The organism is Klebsiella sp. LY, assembly GCF_004010915.1.
Classification (GTDB): Bacteria; Pseudomonadota; Gammaproteobacteria; order Enterobacterales; family Enterobacteriaceae; genus Klebsiella; species Klebsiella quasipneumoniae.
The window spans coordinates 4,714,971-4,733,175 of record NZ_CP022444.1; the positions used below are offsets into that span (position 1 = coordinate 4,714,971).

The 18,205-nt window shown below is 61.6% G+C and carries 20 protein-coding genes; 11 read left to right on the forward strand and 9 right to left on the reverse strand.

What is annotated here, in order from left to right; genetic code table 11:
- Nucleotides 1–49 precede the first annotated feature (49 nt).
- Genes CE636_RS26165 through CE636_RS26190 form a run of 6 tightly spaced genes read right to left on the reverse strand, consistent with a single transcriptional unit; the run spans nucleotide 50 to nucleotide 5,263 of the window.
- Nucleotides 50–682: an ATP-binding cassette domain-containing protein gene (locus tag CE636_RS26165; RefSeq protein ID WP_017898593.1), complete on the reverse strand. Its 633-nt coding sequence runs from the start codon at nucleotides 680–682 to the stop codon at nucleotides 50–52.
- Nucleotides 682–2,217, reverse strand: a complete 1,536-nt coding sequence (locus CE636_RS26170) for an ABC transporter permease subunit (protein WP_017898592.1) — start codon at nucleotides 2,215–2,217, stop codon at nucleotides 682–684. Before CE636_RS26170 ends, CE636_RS26165 begins: the two co-directional genes overlap by 1 nt.
- Nucleotides 2,190–3,368: an ABC transporter substrate-binding protein gene (locus CE636_RS26175; protein ID WP_017898591.1), complete on the reverse strand. Its 1,179-nt coding sequence runs from the start codon at nucleotides 3,366–3,368 to the stop codon at nucleotides 2,190–2,192. Before CE636_RS26175 ends, CE636_RS26170 begins: the two co-directional genes overlap by 28 nt.
- Nucleotides 3,369–3,370: 2 nt before the next feature.
- Nucleotides 3,371–3,931 (reverse strand): carboxymuconolactone decarboxylase family protein, encoded by a 561-nt coding sequence (locus tag CE636_RS26180; RefSeq protein ID WP_017898590.1) that lies wholly within the window; start codon nucleotides 3,929–3,931, stop codon nucleotides 3,371–3,373.
- A complete protein-coding gene (locus CE636_RS26185) occupies nucleotides 3,928–4,638 on the reverse strand; it encodes a TVP38/TMEM64 family protein (RefSeq protein WP_017898589.1) in 711 nt (236 codons plus the stop codon). The genes CE636_RS26180 and CE636_RS26185 overlap by 4 nt, the downstream gene beginning before the upstream one ends.
- Nucleotides 4,625–5,263: a TVP38/TMEM64 family protein gene (locus CE636_RS26190; protein ID WP_224052166.1), complete on the reverse strand. Its 639-nt coding sequence runs from the start codon at nucleotides 5,261–5,263 to the stop codon at nucleotides 4,625–4,627. Before CE636_RS26190 ends, CE636_RS26185 begins: the two co-directional genes overlap by 14 nt.
- Between CE636_RS26190 and CE636_RS29470 the strand changes: the two genes are divergently transcribed.
- Complete coding sequence (locus CE636_RS29470; protein ID WP_017898588.1) at nucleotides 5,195–5,338, forward strand: hypothetical protein; 144 nt, start codon at nucleotides 5,195–5,197, stop codon at nucleotides 5,336–5,338. The genes CE636_RS26190 and CE636_RS29470 overlap by 69 nt on opposite strands.
- Nucleotides 5,339–5,494: 156 nt before the next feature.
- Here CE636_RS29470 and xthA read toward each other — a convergent pair whose 3' ends face one another.
- Nucleotides 5,495–6,301 (reverse strand): exodeoxyribonuclease III, encoded by an 807-nt coding sequence (xthA, locus tag CE636_RS26195; protein WP_004203811.1) that lies wholly within the window; start codon nucleotides 6,299–6,301, stop codon nucleotides 5,495–5,497.
- Between the two features lie 438 nt (nucleotides 6,302–6,739).
- On the opposite strand from xthA, the gene CE636_RS26200 reads away from it, so the two are divergent.
- The 6 genes from CE636_RS26200 to spy all read left to right on the forward strand — a co-directional run bounded on the left by CE636_RS26200 (nucleotide 6,740) and on the right by spy (nucleotide 13,592).
- Nucleotides 6,740–7,960 carry an aspartate aminotransferase family protein gene (locus CE636_RS26200; RefSeq protein ID WP_017898587.1) on the forward strand — a complete coding sequence of 407 codons (1,221 nt, stop codon included), beginning with the start codon at nucleotides 6,740–6,742 and terminating at the stop codon, nucleotides 7,958–7,960.
- Entirely contained in the window at nucleotides 7,957–8,991 is a 1,035-nt protein-coding gene (astA, locus tag CE636_RS26205; RefSeq protein WP_004203813.1) for an arginine N-succinyltransferase, read from the forward strand. The genes CE636_RS26200 and astA overlap by 4 nt, the downstream gene beginning before the upstream one ends.
- Complete coding sequence (astD, locus tag CE636_RS26210; RefSeq protein WP_017898661.1) at nucleotides 8,988–10,466, forward strand: succinylglutamate-semialdehyde dehydrogenase; 1,479 nt, start codon at nucleotides 8,988–8,990, stop codon at nucleotides 10,464–10,466. The genes astA and astD overlap by 4 nt, the downstream gene beginning before the upstream one ends.
- Nucleotides 10,463–11,788 (forward strand): N-succinylarginine dihydrolase, encoded by a 1,326-nt coding sequence (gene astB, locus CE636_RS26215; protein WP_017898662.1) that lies wholly within the window; start codon nucleotides 10,463–10,465, stop codon nucleotides 11,786–11,788. The genes astD and astB overlap by 4 nt, the downstream gene beginning before the upstream one ends.
- Before the next feature lie 9 nt (nucleotides 11,789–11,797).
- Nucleotides 11,798–12,763 carry a succinylglutamate desuccinylase gene (astE, locus tag CE636_RS26220; RefSeq protein WP_004203816.1) on the forward strand — a complete coding sequence of 322 codons (966 nt, stop codon included), beginning with the start codon at nucleotides 11,798–11,800 and terminating at the stop codon, nucleotides 12,761–12,763.
- Nucleotides 12,764–13,106: 343 nt separating this feature from the next.
- On the forward strand, nucleotides 13,107–13,592 hold the full coding sequence (spy, locus tag CE636_RS26225; protein ID WP_072500732.1) for an ATP-independent periplasmic protein-refolding chaperone Spy: 486 nt from the start codon (nucleotides 13,107–13,109) through the stop codon (nucleotides 13,590–13,592).
- An 87-nt stretch (nucleotides 13,593–13,679) separates the two neighbouring features.
- Here spy and cho read toward each other — a convergent pair whose 3' ends face one another.
- Both cho and nadE read right to left on the reverse strand, forming a co-directional pair.
- The gene (gene cho / locus CE636_RS26230; RefSeq protein ID WP_017898663.1) at nucleotides 13,680–14,543 is read right to left on the reverse strand and encodes an excinuclease Cho; all 864 of its coding nucleotides are present in this window, start codon (nucleotides 14,541–14,543) and stop codon (nucleotides 13,680–13,682) included.
- Nucleotides 14,544–14,642: 99 nt separating this feature from the next.
- Nucleotides 14,643–15,470 (reverse strand): ammonia-dependent NAD(+) synthetase, encoded by an 828-nt coding sequence (nadE, locus tag CE636_RS26235; protein WP_004203821.1) that lies wholly within the window; start codon nucleotides 15,468–15,470, stop codon nucleotides 14,643–14,645.
- A gap of 282 nt (nucleotides 15,471–15,752) precedes the next feature.
- Between nadE and osmE the strand changes: the two genes are divergently transcribed.
- The 4 genes from osmE (at nucleotide 15,753) to chbC (ending at nucleotide 18,196) form a co-directional block, all read left to right on the forward strand.
- Nucleotides 15,753–16,091, forward strand: coding sequence for an osmotically-inducible lipoprotein OsmE (gene osmE / locus CE636_RS26240; protein ID WP_004203822.1), 339 nt, complete (start codon nucleotides 15,753–15,755; stop codon nucleotides 16,089–16,091).
- Nucleotides 16,092–16,369: 278 nt separating this feature from the next.
- Nucleotides 16,370–16,690, forward strand: a complete 321-nt coding sequence (gene chbB / locus CE636_RS26245; protein ID WP_002901547.1) for a PTS N,N'-diacetylchitobiose transporter subunit IIB — start codon at nucleotides 16,370–16,372, stop codon at nucleotides 16,688–16,690.
- A 19-nt stretch (nucleotides 16,691–16,709) separates the two neighbouring features.
- Complete coding sequence (locus tag CE636_RS29070) at nucleotides 16,710–16,826, forward strand: hypothetical protein (RefSeq protein WP_032425961.1); 117 nt, start codon at nucleotides 16,710–16,712, stop codon at nucleotides 16,824–16,826.
- Between the two features lie 11 nt (nucleotides 16,827–16,837).
- On the forward strand, nucleotides 16,838–18,196 hold the full coding sequence (gene chbC, locus CE636_RS26250; RefSeq protein ID WP_004203823.1) for a PTS N,N'-diacetylchitobiose transporter subunit IIC: 1,359 nt from the start codon (nucleotides 16,838–16,840) through the stop codon (nucleotides 18,194–18,196).
- The last annotated feature ends 9 nt before the right edge of the window (nucleotides 18,197–18,205 follow it).

Below are 18,205 nucleotides of genomic sequence, written 5' to 3' on the forward strand. Positions count from 1 at the left end.
CCAGGCGTTGATTTCTTTGCGGTAACGCAGGTTTGCACGCTATTGCTCTTCATTGCCAGCGCTCCATCGTCAGGCAGCGCCCCGTCGGCGGACAGTCCTCGCGATCGTGGGTCACCAGGATCGCCGGAATGGCCTGGCGGGCCAGTTCCTCAAATACCCAGCGGCGGAACGCGGCGCGCAGGGCGGCATCCAGGCGGCTGAAGGGTTCATCCAGCAGCAGCGCCTCGGGGCGCGCCAGCAGGGCGCGCAGCAGACTCACCCGCGCCCGCTGTCCGCCGGAGAGCGTGGCCGGGTCGCGCGCGGCGAAGCCATGCAGCCCGGCGCGACTGAGCGCCTGCTCCACCGCGGCTTTTCGCGCCTCGCCGCGCACGCTTTCCGGTAGCGCCAGCTGTAAATTTTGCCCGACGCTGAAATGGTCGAACAGCAACGGGTCCTGAAACAGGACGCCGATGCGCCGGCGCTCCGTGGGCAGCGTATCGCACCGCCGCCCGTTGAGCCACAGCTCGCCCTCGGCGCGGAAGTCGCCGGCCAGGGCGCCAATCATCCACGCAAACAGCGTCGATTTTCCGCTGCCGGAAGGGCCCATCAGCGTCAGCACTTCACCCGGGGCCACCGAAAAGTCGACCTCCCGCAGCAGCGGCTGACGGTTCACGCTTAGGGTCAGATGGTTTACGGTTAGCACTAGCGAAGTCCTCGTCGATAGCGGCCTGCCAGCCAGGCCAGCAGGGCCGTCAGGATAAAGCATACCGCCGGCAGCAGTAATTGCCACAGCGCCTGGGCGGCAAGCGTCTGCGCCTCGCCGCCGCTGCTGAGCGCCACCGCCTGGCTGGTGAGCGTCGGGATACGGCCTGCCCCCAGCCATAGCGTTGGCAGATACTGCGCGATGCTCACCGAGAAGCCCACCGCCAGGGCGGTCAGCAGCGGGCGGGTCAGCGAGGGCAGAGTCAACAGCCAGAAAATACGCGTGGGTCCCCAGCCGAGCGTGCGGGCGATCACCGTCATCCGCGGATCGCGCTGGCGCCAGGCCGGGCGCAAAATAAATAGCATCCACGGCACCACCCACAGCAGATGGCCCCACAGGACGGTCCACCATTCGCCGTCTAGCCAGGCGTACAGCGCCAGCCGGTACTGGCCATCGGCCAGCGGCAGGGCCGGCAGCACCAGCGGCAGCCAGACCCAGCCATCTCCCCGCTTCGGGCCGCAGGCCAGCCACAGCAGGCAGACGGCCGCGCCGAGGGCGCAAGCCATCAGCGCGAGGCCAAGGCTGTTGCCCAGGGCATCCATCTGCGGCGGCGCCGAGCGCGCCAGCCCCGCCAGCAATAGCGCGCACAGCAGGCCGCTCAGCGGCAGGGCACTCGCCAGCAGGCGGCCGGGCAGGGCGTGGGGATGGGGATGCCGAATGCCGCGCAGATCGGGCAGACGCCGACGCTGTAGCCGCCATCCGCCCCAGGCGACCAGCGCCAGCCCGCCGAGGATCGCCAGCAGCAGCAGGTTGGCCAGTGCCCCTTTCGCCTGCTGCATGTCATCGCCCTGGCTTAACCACTGCCACGCCAGCACGGCGAGGGTGGGCGGATTGCCGGGCCCCAGCACCAGGGCGACGTCTACCGTCGACAGGCTCCAGGCCGCGGCGGCCAGCAGCACCATGCCGAGGGCGGGCAGCAGCGCAGGCAGCACCAGCCAGCGCAGGCACTGCCAGCGGCCGTAACCGAGGCTCTTTAGCGCTGTCGCCTGGTCGGCGAGGCGCGCCTCCCCCAGCAGGCCGTAGATCACCCATAGCACAAAGGCGCTCTCTTTAAGGGCCATCGTCAGGCCAAGCCCGATGCCGTACCGGTCGACCGGCGGCGTCAAAAACGGCAGTCGCTGCCAGATCCAGCCGCCTTCGGCGAACAGCAGCAGCGCCGCCGTCGCCAGGGCAAGATGGGGCACCGCCAGCAGCAAAGGCAGGCGGGAAGCCAGCCGCCGCCAGCGGGCCGAAGGCCAGAAAGCGGCGACGATGGTCAGGGCGATCAGTAGCGCACCGCCGACGGACAGCAGCGTGGAAACAAGGGTGGCGGCCAGCGCCTGGCCCAGCTGCGGGTCGGCGAACAGCGCCCGCCAGTGGACCGGGGAGAGCGCCGGCCACATCAGCCCTGCAGCGGCGGGGAATAAGGGCAGATAGATGGCCGCCATCGTCCCCCAGGCCAGCAGGATCAGTGGGTACCGTAGCGGCGCAGCCATTCCTGCTCCAGCGCGTCAACCCACGCCGCATGTGGCTCGGCAAGCACCGGCGGCAGATCCTGCGGCAGGGTGGCCGCCAGCGCCTGACGCTGTTTGTCAGGCAGACGCTGCGGGTCCAGTACGCTTGGATCGCCCCAGACGGCGGCATCCGCCTTGCGCAATTGCGCCTCAGGGGAAAGCAGGAAATTGGCGACCACTTTGGCCGCGGCGACGGCGCGTGCGTTGGCCGGGATGGTAACGAAATGGACGTTGCCGAGGGTCCCTCCGGTAAAGCCGAAGCTGTAGCTGTCCGCCGGTAACTCCCCGCTGACGGCCTTCTGGCGGGCATGGAGCGGGTTAAACGTCAGCGACAGGCGGAGGGTGCCCTGGTTGAACATGGCGTCCATCCGCGCCGGCGACGCCGGGAAATCCTTACCCGCCCGCCACAGCGTCGGGTGCAGCGCATCGAGATAGCGCCACAGCGGGGCGGTGACCGCCGAGAAGGTCGCCGTCTGCGGCGGCTGGCGCAGGGCGGCAGGCTGGTCGGTGAGGGCGATCAGCAGCTGCTCCAGCAGGGCGGTACCCGTAAAGTCCGGCGGCCGCGGGTAGGTCACGCTGCCGGGATGGGCTCTGGCGAAGGCCAGCAGCGCCTGCGGACTGGTGGGTGGCTGCGGCGTTTGCCCGCGGCGGGCGATAAACGTCAACTGGGCGCTGCCCCACGGCGACTCCGCGCCCTCGGTGGCGACAGAAAAATCTTCCTGAACCGGTTTTTGCAGATCGACATAGCGCCAGTTGGGCAGCGATTCTGCCCAGCCGGTGAGCAGCAGGTTGGCCTGTTTTAGGGTGTGAAAGTTCTCGCCGTTGATCCACAGGAGATCCACCGACCCGCCGCGGCGACGGCCGGCCTGCGCCTCAGTCTGGATGCGTTTCACCGCGTCGGCGGCATCGGCGATAGGGACAATACGCAGGTCGATCGCGTAGTGGCGTTTGACCTCCTCGCTGACCCACGCCAGATAGCGGTTGACGGCCGGGTCTCCACCCCAGGCGTTAAACCAGACGGTCTGGCCGCGGGCTTCCGTCTGGGTCTGCCGCCAGCTGTCGTCGGCTTGAACCACCAGCGGCCAGAGCAGCAGCAGGCACAGACAGAGGCTGAAATCACGCAAACGGCGCATCGTTACTCCTTATGGTGCGGGGAAGAACCAGGTATCTTGCACAGCCCCTGGGCAGGGATCGCCATCGCGGCATTGAACCGCGCCGATAAATTTTGCAGGCCAATCAGGGCGGTCAACTCGGTGAGCGCCCGGGCGTCAAAATGCGCGGCCATCGCGCTACGCAGGGCATCATCCACCTCCGGCGGCGTCTGGGTGGCGGCTTCGGCATAGGCCAGCGCCAGACGCTCTTTTTCGCTGAACAGCTTACTGCTGCGCCAGTCGGCGACCGCCAGCAGCTTGTCCAGGCTCCCGCTCCGCGCCGCGAGGGTCATGCTGGTGATATCGATGCAGAATTCGCAGTGGCACAGCTGGGCGATGCGGGCGCTGACCAGCGAGCGCAGCACCGGATCCAACGGCGAGCGGCGGCGTTCAATATAGCCCACGAACAGCGAAACCAGGTAAAACAGCCACGGGATCCGTCCCCACCAGCGAATGGGGCTCAGCACCTGGCCGTAATGCCGGCGGTGCAGCCAGGCCTGCGGACGAAGGATCAGGGGGACAGTATCCAGCGGGGGTAAGCTCATGGCGACGATCTCTTATGACGTTCACGGTAAATATTTTTGGCGATGGAGATGACCACCGCCAGGGCCAAAAGCAGCGAAAGGCCGGTGGCCAGCCAGAAGGCGCCTCCGGTCAGCAGGCTTCCGGCCCAGGAATAGACGATGGTCGCCGGCAGCTGGCCCACGCCGGTGGCCAGCATAAAGGGCCAGAAGCGCAGCGAGGTCAGTCCGGCGGCATAGCTGACCGGATCAAAAGGGACAAACGGCAGCAGGCGGCAGATCAGGATCGTCTGCGCGCCATAGCGGGCGAAATAGCCGTCGACGCTGCGCAGCACCGTGCGGCCGGTGAGCTTCTCCACCATCTCGCGCCCCAGCGCTCTGGCGATGCAAAAGCAGAGCCCGGCCCCGACCATGGCGCTGAACCACGACAGCATGCCTCCCCAGAAGGCGCCGAACAGCGCGGCGTTCGCCAGGGTGATCAGGAAGGCCGGCAGCGGGGCGACGATCGCCTGGAGGATCATTAGCGCAAAAGAGACCAGCGCCGCCTGCGTCCCCCAGGCGGCGATAAAGTTTTTGACATACTGGGGATCCAGCGACGCTAACGCCGTCAGGCTGTGTTGCAGAAAGGCTCGCCCGTCGGGGAACCACAGCCAGGCGGTCAGCCCGGCGACAGCCACCACGGCAAGGGCCAGCCTGGCGCGGCGCAGGTGACGGCGATCAGGTCGGGTCATGGCGCACCTCCTCGCCGGGCGTTGCCACACGGCGGGCGCGGGCAAACCGTTTGCCCATCTGCACCAGGGCAAACAGCAGCCCGCCGGCGAGGCTCAACTTGAGCGCGAAAGCGAGGGTCGCTCCTTCGCGGGCCAGTTCGCTGGCCATCACCGAATAGATGACCAGGCCCGGCAGGGTGGTCACGGCGGAGATCAGAGTAAAAGGCCAGAAGGGGATCGCCGTCAGGCCGTAGGCGTAATTCTGAATGTTGTAGGGAAAGAGTGGCACCAGGCGGGTGAGGATCAGGAAATCGCTGCCGCTGCGGGCGATACCGCGCTCAATGGCCTGGAAGACGGCGGTATGGCCTACATAGCGCTGCAGCAGATCGCGCCCCAGCCAGCGGGCGATCAAAAACGACAACGAAGAGGCGACGGTGGCGGCGGCAAACGAGAGCAGAGAGCCGGTCAGCGGGCCGAAAAGCACCCCGCCGGCGATCACCAGCAGGCTGCCGGGGATCAGGCACAGGGTGGCAATGATAAATAGCGCAACATAGACCAGATAGCCCCAGGCGCCATGATGGCGGAGGGTCTCCTGCAGCAGATGCAGGTGAGTCAGCAGATCGTGAAGACCAACGCGGTGGCTGATAACGGCCAGCGTGGCCGCCAGCGCGAGAAGTACCAGCCCTTTACCAATGGCCGGATGATGGCTTCTTTTTCATGAAGGGGTCTCCTGTACAGCCTGGACGCGGTGGACGTCAAAAAGTGCGCGCGACAGTATCCTGTTCCGACGACGGTCACAATGGTTTACCGTCGCTTTGTTGATTTTGCTCAGGAAATTCTGCCCCCCGCGCGGCGGGAGGCGAGAGAAGGACGTGACTTACGGCCGGAAGGTGGCCCACACTGGCGCGTGGTCGGATGGTTTTTCCATCCCGCGGATCTCATAATCGATCCCGGTCTCCACGCAGCGCTGGGCCAGAGGCTGACTGGCCAGCAGCAGGTCGATGCGCAGCCCACGGTTATCGTCAAAGCCTTTGGAGCGGTAATCAAACCACGAGAAGTGCTCATGATTGTCAGGGTTAGCCTGACGCCAGGTATCTACCAGGCCCCAGCCCAGCAGGCGATCCATCCATTCCCGTTCTTCCGGCAGGAAGGAACATTTGCCGGTGCGCAGCCAGCGTTTGCGGTTCTCTTCACCGATACCGATGTCGAGATCGGTAGGGCTGATGTTCATATCGCCCATGATCAGTACCGGATTCTCTTTGTTGAGCTCGCTCTCCAGGTAGTTCTGCAGATTCTGATAGAACGCCGCTTTGGCCGGGAATTTGGTCTCATGATCGCGGCTTTCACCCTGCGGGAAATAACCGTTAATCACCGTGACGTTACCGAAGGGCGACGGGATCTCCGCCATGATGATGCGGCGCTGAGCCTCTTCGCCATCGTTAGGGAAACCGCGGCGGACGGCAATCGGCGTCTCTTTGGTCAGCAGCGCGACGCCATAATGGCCTTTCTGGCCGTGATAAAAGACGTTATAGCCGAGTCTGGCGACCTCTTCGAGAGGGAACATGTCGTCGTGAACTTTGGTTTCCTGCAGGCCAATCACGTCCGGCTGGTGTTTTTCGACGATGGCGGCCAGTTGGTGTGGGCGGGCGCGCAGGCCGTTGATATTAAAAGAGACGAATTTCATAGTCGCTGCCACTGTGCAAGGTGAATAGTGCAGGGATGGTAGCAGAAATTCGCCAGGCTGGCTGCCATCCGATGCGTCATTCTGCCAATCGCTGCGCATGATCGTGCCGTGGGTGCCCCTTTTGCGGGCACGCCGCGCCAAAAAAGGGCAAATATCTACGATAAATTTCGCAGAAGATCACAATTACAGAATTATATCTTACCGTTGCATAACTTATCTTCTTTAATCACTGTTCATCCCCCTTTATCGGATAGTTATTCACTAAATATGCATTTTATATGAATAGCGTTAGGTTGTAACTCGTTGATATTGCGTTATCTCATCCGGTTTATGCATTTTTATCGCTGGCTGGCACGAACCGTGCAATCTACATTTACAGCGTAATAACTCATATTTATTAACATTATTGCTACTTTTAATTTACCGGAAGAGGTCGATATGTCTCAGTCAATTACGCGTAACCACTTTGATGAATGGATGATGCCGGTCTACGCGCCAGCGGCGTTTATTCCGGTGCGGGGCGCCGGGTCGCGGCTGTGGGATCAGGAGGGCAAAGAGTATATCGATTTTGCCGGCGGTATCGCCGTGAACGCGCTGGGGCATGCGCATCCGCGTCTGGTGCAGGCCCTCACCGAGCAGGCGGGCAAGTTCTGGCATACCGGCAACGGGTATACGAATGAGCCGATCCTGCGGCTGGCCAAAATGCTTATTGATGCCACTTTCGCCGATCGGGTCTTCTTCTGTAACTCCGGGGCCGAGGCTAATGAGGCGGCGCTCAAGCTGGCGCGTAAATATGCCCACGATCGCTTTGGCAGCGAGAAAAGCGGCATCGTCGCCTTCCAGAACGCTTTCCACGGGCGGACGCTGTTCACCGTTTCGGCGGGCGGTCAGCCGGCCTACTCCCGGGATTTTGCTCCGCTGCCGCCGCAGATCCAGCATGCGGTGTTTAACGATCTCGAGTCGGCAAAGGCCTTAATCAATGACCAAACCTGCGCGGTGATCGTCGAGCCGGTGCAGGGTGAAGGGGGCGTGGTGCCGGCCAGCGTCGAGTTTTTACGCGGCCTGCGTCAGCTTTGCGACCAGCACAACGCCCTGCTGATTTTCGATGAAGTGCAGACTGGGGTCGGACGCACCGGCGAGCTGTACGCCTATATGCACTACGGCGTGACGCCCGATGTGCTGACTACCGCCAAAGCGCTGGGCGGCGGCTTCCCCATCGGCGCGCTGCTGGCCACAGAGGCCTGCGCCAGCGTGATGACCGTCGGCACCCACGGCACCACCTACGGCGGCAACCCGCTGGCGGGGGCGGTGGCCGGCGAGCTGCTGTCGATCGTCAACACCCCGGAAGTGCTCTCCGGCGTCAGACAGCGCCATCAGTGGTTTTGCGAACGTCTGCAGGCGATCAACGCCCGCTATGGCCTGTTCAAGGAGATCCGCGGCCTGGGGCTGTTGCTCGGCTGCGTGCTGAACGACGCCTGGGCCGGGAAGGCGAAAGCCCTCAGCAACCTGGCGGCGGAAGAGGGGGTGATGATCTTGATCGCCGGCGCCAACGTGGTGCGTTTCGCTCCGGCGCTGAACGTCAGTGAAGAAGAGGTGAACAGCGGTCTGGATCGCGTCGAGCGGGCCTGCGCGCGTTTCCTGGCGGGAGTCTCATCATGATGGTTATTCGACCAGTGGAGTCGGGCGATCTGCCCGGGCTGCTGAAGCTGGCAGCGGAGACCGGCGGCGGGCTGACCTCGCTGCCGGTGGATGAAGCGACCCTCGCGGCGCGGATCGCCCGCTCGCAGCAAACCTGGCGCGGCGAGCTGCCGAAAAGCGAGCAAGGTTATGTCTTTGTGCTGGAGGAGAGCGAGAGCGGCACGGTGGTGGGCATCTGCGCGATAGAGGTGGCGGTGGGCCTCAACGATCCCTGGTACAACTACCGGGTCGGCACTCAGGTCCATGCCTCGAAGGAGCTTAACGTCTACCAGGCGCTGCCGACGCTGTTTCTCAGCAACGACCACACCGGCAGCAGTGAGCTGTGCACCCTGTTCCTCGACCCGCAGTGGCGCAAAGAGGGCAATGGCTATCTGCTGTCGAAATCGCGCTTCTTATTTATGGCCGCTTTTCGCGAGCGCTTCAATGAGAAGGTGGTCGCCGAGATGCGCGGGGTGATTGACGAGCACGGCTATTCCCCGTTCTGGGAGAGCCTGGGCAAACGCTTTTTCGCCATGGAGTTTTCCCGCGCCGACTACCTGTGCGGCACCGGACAAAAGGCTTTCATTGCCGCCCTGATGCCCAAGCATCCGCTGTATATCGATTTCCTCACCCCCGAGGCGCAGGCGGTGATCGGCAAGGTCCATCCGCAGACCGCCCCGGCCCGGACGGTGCTGGAGAAAGAGGGATTCCGCTACCTGAACTACATCGATATTTTCGACGGTGGCCCGACCCTGGAGTGCGATATCGACCGGGTGCGGGCGATCCGCAAAAGCCGTCTGGTGACCACCGAGGCCGGCGAAACGCCACCCGGCGACTGGCCGTTGTGCCTCGTGGCGAACGAACAGTATCACCAGTTCCGCGCCCTGCTGGTGCGTGCCGACCCGGATGGCGACACCCTGACCCTCAGCGCCCGCGAGCTGGATATGCTGAAGTGTCATGCTGGCGACCAGGTGCGCATGGTGCGCTTGATCCCTGAGGAGAAAACCGCATGAGTCTGTGGATTAACGGCGAATGGCGGCCCGGCGATGGGCCGCGCTTCAGCAAACAGGATCCGGTCAACCTGAAGATTGTCTGGCAGGGCGAGGCGGCGGATGCCGGGCAGGTTGCCGAGGCGGTCGCGGCTGCCCGCCAGGCGTTCCCGGCCTGGGCGCGGCTGCCGTTTGCCGACCGCCAGGCCATCGTCGAAAAGTTTGCCAGCCTGCTGGAGGCCAGCAAGGCGGAGCTGACGGCGATTATCGGCGCCGAGACCGGAAAGCCGCGCTGGGAGGCGGCCGGGGAAGTGACGGCGATGATCAACAAGGTGGCGATCTCGGTGAAGGCGTATCACACCCGCACTGGTGAACAGCACAGCGATCTGCCCGATGGCGCCGCGACGCTGCGTCACCGGCCGCATGGCGTGCTGGCGGTCTTTGGTCCCTATAACTTTCCCGGCCATCTGCCGAACGGGCATATCGTGCCGGCGTTGCTGGCGGGCAATACTGTGGTCTTTAAACCCAGCGAATTAACCCCGCACAGCGGCGAAGCGGTGGTGAAGCTGTGGGAGCAAGCTGGCCTGCCCGCCGGCGTGCTCAACCTGCTGCAGGGCGGTCGGGAAACCGGCGAGGCGCTCAGCGGCCAGGCGGACATCGATGGGCTGCTGTTTACCGGCAGCTCGACCACCGGTTTTCATCTGCATCGCCAGCTGGCCGGGCAGCCGCAAAAGATCCTTGCGCTGGAGATGGGCGGCAATAATCCGCTGATCGTTGACGACCCACGGGACGTCGATGCCGCGGTGCATCTGACCATCCAGTCCGCCTTTATTACCGCCGGCCAGCGCTGCACCTGCGCCCGACGTCTGCTGGTCCGGCGCGGAGAGGCGGGGGATGCCTTCCTCTCCAGGCTGGTGACGGTCAGCCAACGGCTGATCCCCGCGGCGTGGGACGCCGAGCCGCAGCCGTTTCTCGGCGGGCTTATCTCTGAACAGGCCGCGCAGAAAGTGCATCAGGCCTGGCTGCAGCGGGTCGCTGCTGGCGCGGTCACCCTGCTGGAGCCGCGGTTATTGCAGGCCGGGACGTCGCTGCTGACGCCGGGGATTGTCAACATGAGCGACATGGCCCAGGTCGAGGATGAAGAGGTGTTCGGCCCGCTGCTTGGCGTCTGGCGCTACGATACTTTCGAAGAGGCGATAGCCCTGGCCAACGCCACCCGCTTCGGCCTCTCCTGCGGGTTAATCTCCCCGGAACGAGAGAAGTTCGATCGGCTGCTGCTTGAGGCACGGGCCGGGATAGTCAACTGGAACAAACCCCTGACCGGGGCGGCGAGTACCGCGCCGTTCGGCGGCACCGGAGCCTCAGGCAATCATCGCCCCGGGGCCTGGTATGCCGCAGATTATTGCGCCTGGCCGATGGCCAGTCTCGAATCGCCGACCCTGACGCTGCCCGCCAGTCTCAATCCGGGGCTCGACTTCCGGGCCGGGGAGGCGTTATGACCGCCCGCGAAGTCAACTTTGATGGTCTGCCCGGACTGACCCATCACTACGCAGGGCTCTCCTTTGGCAATGAGGCCTCCACCCGGCACCGCTATCGGGTGTCGAACCCGCAGCTGGCGGCGAAGCAGGGGCTGAAAAAAATGAAAGCCCTTGCCGACGCCGGCTATCCGCAGGCGGTGATCCCCCCTCAGGAACGACCCAACGTGCCGCTCCTGCGTCAGCTGGGCTTTAGCGGCAGCGATGAGCAGGTGGTGGCCCGTGCGGCCCAGCAGGATCCGGATCTGTTGTCGGCGGTGAGTTCGGCCTCGGCGATGTGGGTGGCGAACGCCGCGACCGTCTGTCCCTCCGCCGATTCGCTGGATGGCCTGGTGCACCTGACGGTGGCGAATCTGCAGGATAAATTCCACCGCGCCAGTGAAGCCCCCACCACCGGGGCGCTGCTGCAGGCGATATTCCCGGACCGCACGCGATTTGCCATCCACCCGGCGCTGCCTGCCTCTGCCTGGTTTGGCGACGAAGGGGCGGCGAACCATAACCGTCTCGGCGGCGAATATGGCGCCCCCGGCGTCCAGCTATTTGTCTATGGCCGCCGTCGGGGAAGCGAGGAGGCGCCACGTCGCTATCCGGCGCGGCAAACCCTTGAGGCAAGCCAGGCGGTGGCGCGCCTCAATCAGGTCAATCCCCGCCAGCTGATCTTCGCCCGCCAGCATCCGGAGGCGATCGACAAGGGGGTTTTTCATAACGACGTCATCGCGGTGAGCAACCGTCAGGTCCTGTTCTGCCATGAGCAGGCCTTTGCCGACCAGGACGCGGTTTTGCAGCAGCTTGCGCAGCAGGTGCCGGGCTTTACCCCGTTGGTGGTTCCCGCCAGCCGGGTCACGGTGGAAGAGGCGGTTGCTACCTATCTGTTCAACAGTCAGCTGTTGAGCCGGGCGGACGGCAGCATGGCGCTGATCCTGCCCCAGGAAGCCCAGGCGCATCCGGGCGTGTGGAACTATCTTAATGAGCTGCTGGCCGCAGATAACCCCATCGCCGCGCTGCAGGTGTTTGATCTGCGCGAGAGTATGGCCAACGGCGGCGGTCCGGCGTGCCTGCGCCTGCGGGTGGTGTTGACGGCCGAGGAGTATCAGGCGGTCAATCCGCACGTCCTGATGAACGATACGCTGTTTGCCACCCTCAATGACTGGGTGGATCGCTACTATCGCGACCGCCTCACCCAGGCCGACCTCGCCGACCCACAGCTGCTGCGGGAAGGGCGCGATGCGCTGGATCGGTTGACCCAGATCCTGCAGCTCGGTTCGGTTTATCCATTTCAGCAATAAGGGGGCGCGGTGGAACACTTTCTGGCATTAACCCTGGCGGGGCGATTGCCCCATCACTTTCACGGCGAGACGGCCCATTTCCGCTGGCACTGGCTCGGCGAGGGGATCCTCGAGCTGACGCCGCATGCGCGCTGCGAGCGCGGGCTGGTGCTTTCCTGCGCCATCCATGGCAACGAAACGGCGCCGGTGGAGATTGTCGACCGGCTGGTGCAGCGGCTGGTCCGGGAGGCACTCCCCCTGCGCTGGCGGCTGCTGGTGATCGTCGGTAACCCGCCGGCGCTGCGGGCGAATAAACGCTATCTGCACAGCGATATGAACCGGATGTTTGGCGAGCGCTGGCGGCAGTTCCCGGCCAGCGAGGAGACGCAGCGGGCGCAGCGGCTGGAGCAGGCGGTGGCCCGCTTCTATCGCGACCATGATGGTCCGCGCTGGCACCTCGATCTGCATACCGCGATCCGCGGGTCGCTGCATCCGCGCTTCGGCGTGCTCCCGGCCCGCGATACGCCCTGGGAGGAGGATTTTCTTCACTGGTTGGGCGGCGCCGGGCTGGAGGCGCTGGTGTTTCATCGCCAGCCGGGCGGGACCTTCACCCATTTCAGCTGCGAACGGTTCGCGGCGCTGGCCTGCACTCTTGAACTGGGCAAAGCGCTGCCGTTGGGGGAAAACGATCTAACGCAGTTTGCCGCCGCCGAGGGGGCTATCTCCCGGTTGCTGGTGGGGGATCTGGCCATTGCCGACGCCCCGGCGCCGCTGCGCTACCGGGTGGTGCAGCAGATCACCCGCCATAGCGATGATTTCCGCTTGCATATGGCGGAACAGACGCTGAACTTCACCCCCTTCGCCCCAGGCACGCTGCTGGCGGAGGAGGGGGAGACGCGGTATGTGGTGGGGGCAGAGCCGGAGTATGTTCTGTTTCCCAATCCGGCGGTGGCCAGGGGGCTGCGCGCTGGCCTGATGCTGGAAAAATTATCCTGAGGGCAAGCCGTCCGCCGGGCGGCCTGCTTTATTTCGCACGTCGTTATTCATCTTCTTATTTTTTCGTGCGCCAGTGTAAATTTGCAGATTATTCCTGGTAAAATGCTTTGTTTTTAATCTCCTCTTCTTTATACTCTCCATAATTGCTCTGCAAAACAGTAGGTTATTTATTTTTTATTGCAATTCTTCCGTCAAATTCCTTATTTTCTCCATAATTGGTGAGAAACTGTTTTTTACACTTTCATTGTTTTACTCTTGCTCTGACTAATTGACGATTAACGTCGTAAAGTTAATCTCGTCAACACGGCAACGCGCCGTAAGAATAACGTAAAGTAAGGATTGAATGATGAAGAAACTCACTGCACTGTTTGTTGCCTCTACTCTGGCTCTGGGCGCGGCTAACCTGGCACACGCCGCCGATTCCACCACCGCGCCGAGCGACAGCAAGCCGATGATGATGCATCATAAAGGCGGCCCGGGTCAGCATGACATGATGTTTAAAGGCCTGAACCTGACCGATGCGCAGAAGCAGCAGATCCGCGAGATCATGAAGAGCCAGCGCGAAAACATGAAGCGTCCGTCCCTTGACGAACGCCGCGCGATGCACGAGCTGATCGCCAGCGATACCTTCGACAAGGCGAAAGCGGAAGCGCAGATCGATAAGATGGAAGCGCAGCATAAAGCGATGGCGCTGTCCCGCCTGGAAACGCAGAACAAGATCTACAACATTCTGACCCCGGAGCAGAAAAAACAGTTCAATGCCAATTTTGAGAAGCATCTGACAGAACGCAACGCGCCGGCAGGTAAAATGCCTGCACCCGCTGAATAACGTAGCGCACTGAATCAAGACCGCCGGTCTTGCCCAATAATGCCATCAGGCGTTGGGCAGGGCCGGCGGTTTTTTGTTTCTGGTCTTTCAGCCAAGCGGATGCAACGGGTAGTTGCCGCTGAGCAGAGGCTTACAGAGGATTTTGTAACCATCCTGGTCGAATCCGGCGGGCAGGCGGGTCAGCGCAGCGGCCTCATTGAGCGAGTCGACGGCTCCCAGCCACAGCCAGTTATGAATGACATGATACTGCGTCATATCCGGGCCGCGCTCCTCCAGCGCCACCGGTCCTGCCCACGGCCAGCACACCAGCTGCAGCTTGCTCATCTGCGCCAGCAGACGCTGACGGTGCGCCTCCACGCTCTCCTTTCCACAGCAGGCGCCGGCGCAGCGGCCCAGCGCGGATCGAAAGCAGGCGCGGCCGCGGCTGAGCGGCTCCAGACCGAGCAGGCCGTAACAGAGGCGCTGTTCGTCAGCAAGGCTCTGCAGCATCTGCAGCGCCGCCCGCCGGTTGGCGAACAGACCATAGAGATGCTGCTGGTGCGAGAAATCAACCTCGCGGGCATAGACAATCTGCGGCCGGTCGTCCGCAAGCAGCCAGGCGCAGAGTTGCTTGTTACGCCGTAGCCGCTTGTTAAACAGCGGCTGCTGCTCTTTAATCAACCGCGCCTCCAGCAGCAGCGCTCCCAGCTCGCCAGCGGTGCGCTGCCAGGTGATACGCCGGGACTGACGCAGCATCGCCGCCTCTTCAGGGGTGCGCAGGTGGGAGAGCACCCGGCTGCGGAGGTTGACGCTCTTGCCGATATAGAGCGGCATCGTGTCGCTATCGCCGTGAAACTGATAGACGCCCGGCAGCTTCGGCAGTGTCTCCAGCCACGGGCGAAGGTGTTCGGGATATTCATAGATCGCCGCCGCCTCAAACTCCAGACGCGGGGCAGATTGCTTTCTGGCCACAATAACTCCTGATACTGTCTATCCATCCAGTATAGCAGGCGGTTTTTGCGGCGAAAAGCGCAAAAAACAACCCCGGCGCGGGCCGGGGCGGGGGAGGGACTATTTTTTCCAGAAATCGTCAAAGACGGTGATCGGTGGCCGACGCTTGTGTTCGGTTTTCAGATACCAGCCTTCGATCGTTTTGGCGATGCTGGGGTCCAGCGTTTTGCCTTCCAGATAGTCGTCGATATTCTCATAGGTCACCCCCAGCGCCACTTCATCCGGTAGGGAGGGGCGATCGTCTTCCAGATCGGCTGTCGGTAACTTCTTATACAGATGTTCCGGGCAGCCGAGATGGGCAAGCAGCTGTTTGCCCTGACGTTTGTTCAGGCGGAAGATCGGGTTGATGTCGGTGCCGCCGTCGCCATATTTGGTGAAGAAGCCGGTAATCGCCTCCGCTGCATGGTCGGTGCCGACTACCACCCCTTGGGTCATCCCGGCGATGCTGTACTGGGCTTTCATGCGCTCACGGGCTTTTTCGTTGCCGCGAACGAAGTCGCTCAGTTCGATCCCCGCTTCGCGCAGCGCCTGTTCGCTTGCCAGTACCGAGGCTTTGATATTCACCGTCAACACCCGGTCAGGCTGAATAAAGGCGATGGCATCCTGGCAGTCCTGCTCATCCGCCTGCACGCCGTAGGGTAAACGGACGGCGATAAACTGCAGGCTGCTGTCGCCCGTTTCGGCGCGCAGTTCATTGATCGCCATCTGGCACAGTTTCCCCGTCAGGGTCGAGTCCTGGCCGCCGCTGATACCCAGCACCAGCGATTTAATAAAAGGGTAAGTCTGCAGATAGGATTTCAGGAAATCGACGCTGCGACGGATCTCGTCTGCGGCATCAATCTGCGGCTTCGCGCCCAGCGCCTGAATAATCTCTTGTTGTAGCGTCATCGCGCCCTCCGAAAGTGAATCTGTTTGGCAACCTGTTGGCTTAAAGCTACCTCTTTGCCGCTGAAACGACAAGGACCGGGGTTTTGACTGCCGGAAAAGAAGGCAATCAATGACATAGGATTTCATTATAGATGCCACCGCGCAGGAGAAAGCGCCGGTCGGCGGCGGAGCGTCAATCCTGTTTACGTAATAACACACTCAGACATGATTTCGCTGTTCGGCTTGAAAAATAACACTATTTATTCCAGGCTTATCGTTACACAGTGGAAGAGAGGAACCAAAATGAACAAAAGCTTAGCAGGAATACTGGGCGTCACCGTCGCGTTAACCTTACTCGCGGGCTGTACCGCTTACGATCGTACCAAAGACCAGTTTACCCAGCCGGTGGTGAAAGATGTGAAGAAAGGGATGTCGCGTCAGCAGGTGATGCAGATCGCTGGCAAACCTTCAACGGAAGTGACGATGGTCCATGCCCGCGGCACCTGCCAGACCTATATCCTCGGTCAAAGAGATGGTAAAGTGGAGACCTACTTTGTGGCCCTCGACGAAACGGGGCACGTGATGAACTCCGGCTACCAGACCTGCGCCGAGTATGATACGGATCCGCGCAACGCTAAGTAAGCGCCCTACTGTTGACTGAGTTGTACGTAAGCCCGACCACTGGTCGGGCTTTTTTGTGAGTCCTGATGCTTATTTAATTGCGCGAATTATTTGGGTGAAAATGTGAGGGTAGTCAAAACCGGAGGTCAATGAGAGACAATTCTGTTCAACAGGGAATTATCACGACGGCTCAGCTTGCCGTATACTCATCCCATAAACAGAATTAACCGGATGTTACCAGTCTTACCGGCTCTCAGCGGTTACTGAAGGCCCTGGTCTCACACATTGAGGAAGCGTTCATGGAAAAGAAACACATTTATCTGTTCTGCTCGGCAGGCATGTCCACGTCACTGCTGGTCTCCAAAATGCGGGCGCAGGCGGAAAAATACGAAGTCCCGGTCATTATTGAAGCCTATCCTGAAACTCTCGCGGGTGAAAAGGGACCGGAAGCCGACGTTGTATTATTAGGGCCACAAATTGCGTATATGTTACCGGAAATTCAGCGCCTGCTGCCGAATAAACCGGTAGAAGTCATCGATTCTCTTCTGTATGGCAAGGTGGATGGTTTAGGGGTATTGAAAGCCGCCGTCGCGGCCATTAAGAAAGCTGCAGCACAATAATTTTAAATTTTAAAACTCGATGTATTTTGACGCCTGGCGGCATTCTGTTGCCGGACGTCAAAAAATAAAGAGTTTATTTTCCCGTCAAAGAGTAATTTCATACATCATCGCCGTAATAGTTTATTGCGGCTTTTAAGGGTATTGACTATGAGTAAAGTGATCGACTCGCTTGAAAAGGTACTCCTTCCTTTTGCAGTGAAAATAGGAAAGCAGCCGCATATTAATGCGATTAAAAATGGATTTATTAAACTCATGCCGTTGACCCTCGCCGGGGCCATGTTTGTATTAATTAACAACGTTTTTCTGAGCTTCGGCGAAGGCTCTTTCTTTTACTCCATGGGCATTCGCCTGGATGCCTCTACCATTGAAACCTTAAACGGTTTTAAGGCTATCGGCGGCAACGTCTATAACGGCACCCTCGGCATTATGTCGCTGATGGCGCCGTTCTTTATCGGCTCCGCGCTGGCGGAAGAGCGCAAAGTCGACCCGATGGCCGCTGGCCTGCTGGCGGTAGCGGCCTTCATGACCGTGACCCCGTACAGCGTGGGCGAAGCCTATGCCGTCGGCGCCAACTGGCTGGGCGGGCAGAACATCATCTCCGGTATGATTATCGGTCTGGTCGTCGCGGAACTGTTCACCTTCGTGATCCGTCGCAACTGGGTGATCAGACTGCCGGACAGCGTGCCGGGATCGGTATCGCGCTCTTTCTCTGCGCTGATCCCTGGCTTCTTGATCCTCTCCATCTTCGGCATTATCTCGTGGGCCCTGTCGAGCTACGGCAGCAACTTCCACCAGATCATCATGGACTCCATCTCCACGCCGCTGGCGGCGATGGGCAGCGTGGTCGGCTGGGCATACGTCATCTTTAACTCCCTGCTGTGGTTCTTCGGGGTGCACGGTTCGCTGGCGCTGACCGCGCTGGATAACGGCATCATGACGCCGTGGGCGCTGGAAAACATCGCCCTGTACAACCAGTACGGATCGGTTGATGCGGCGATCGAAGCGGGTAAACAGTTCCACTTCTGGGCCAAGCCGATGCTCGACTCCTACATCCTGCTGGGGGGTTCCGGGGCGACGCTGGGTCTGATTATCGCCATCTTTATCGCTTCCCGCCGCGCTGACCATCGTCAGGTCGCGAAGCTGGCGCTGCCGTCAGGCATCTTCCAGATTAACGAACCGATTCTTTTTGGCCTGCCGATCATCATGAACCCGGTCATGTTCATCCCGTTCGTGCTGGTCCAGCCGATTCTGGCGGCCATTACTCTCGCGGCCTACAGCCTGGGGATTATCCCACCGGTGACCAACCTGGCGCCGTGGACCATGCCAACTGGCCTGGGGGCGTTCTTTAACAGTAACGGCAGTGTCGCCGCTCTGCTGGTCGCCCTGTTCAACCTTGGCGTCTCCACCCTGGTCTACCTGCCGTTTGTGGTGCTGTCGAATAAAGCGCAGACCGTTATCGAGCAGGAAGAGAGCGAAGAAGACATCGCCAACGCACTGAAATTCTGATACCGCGCG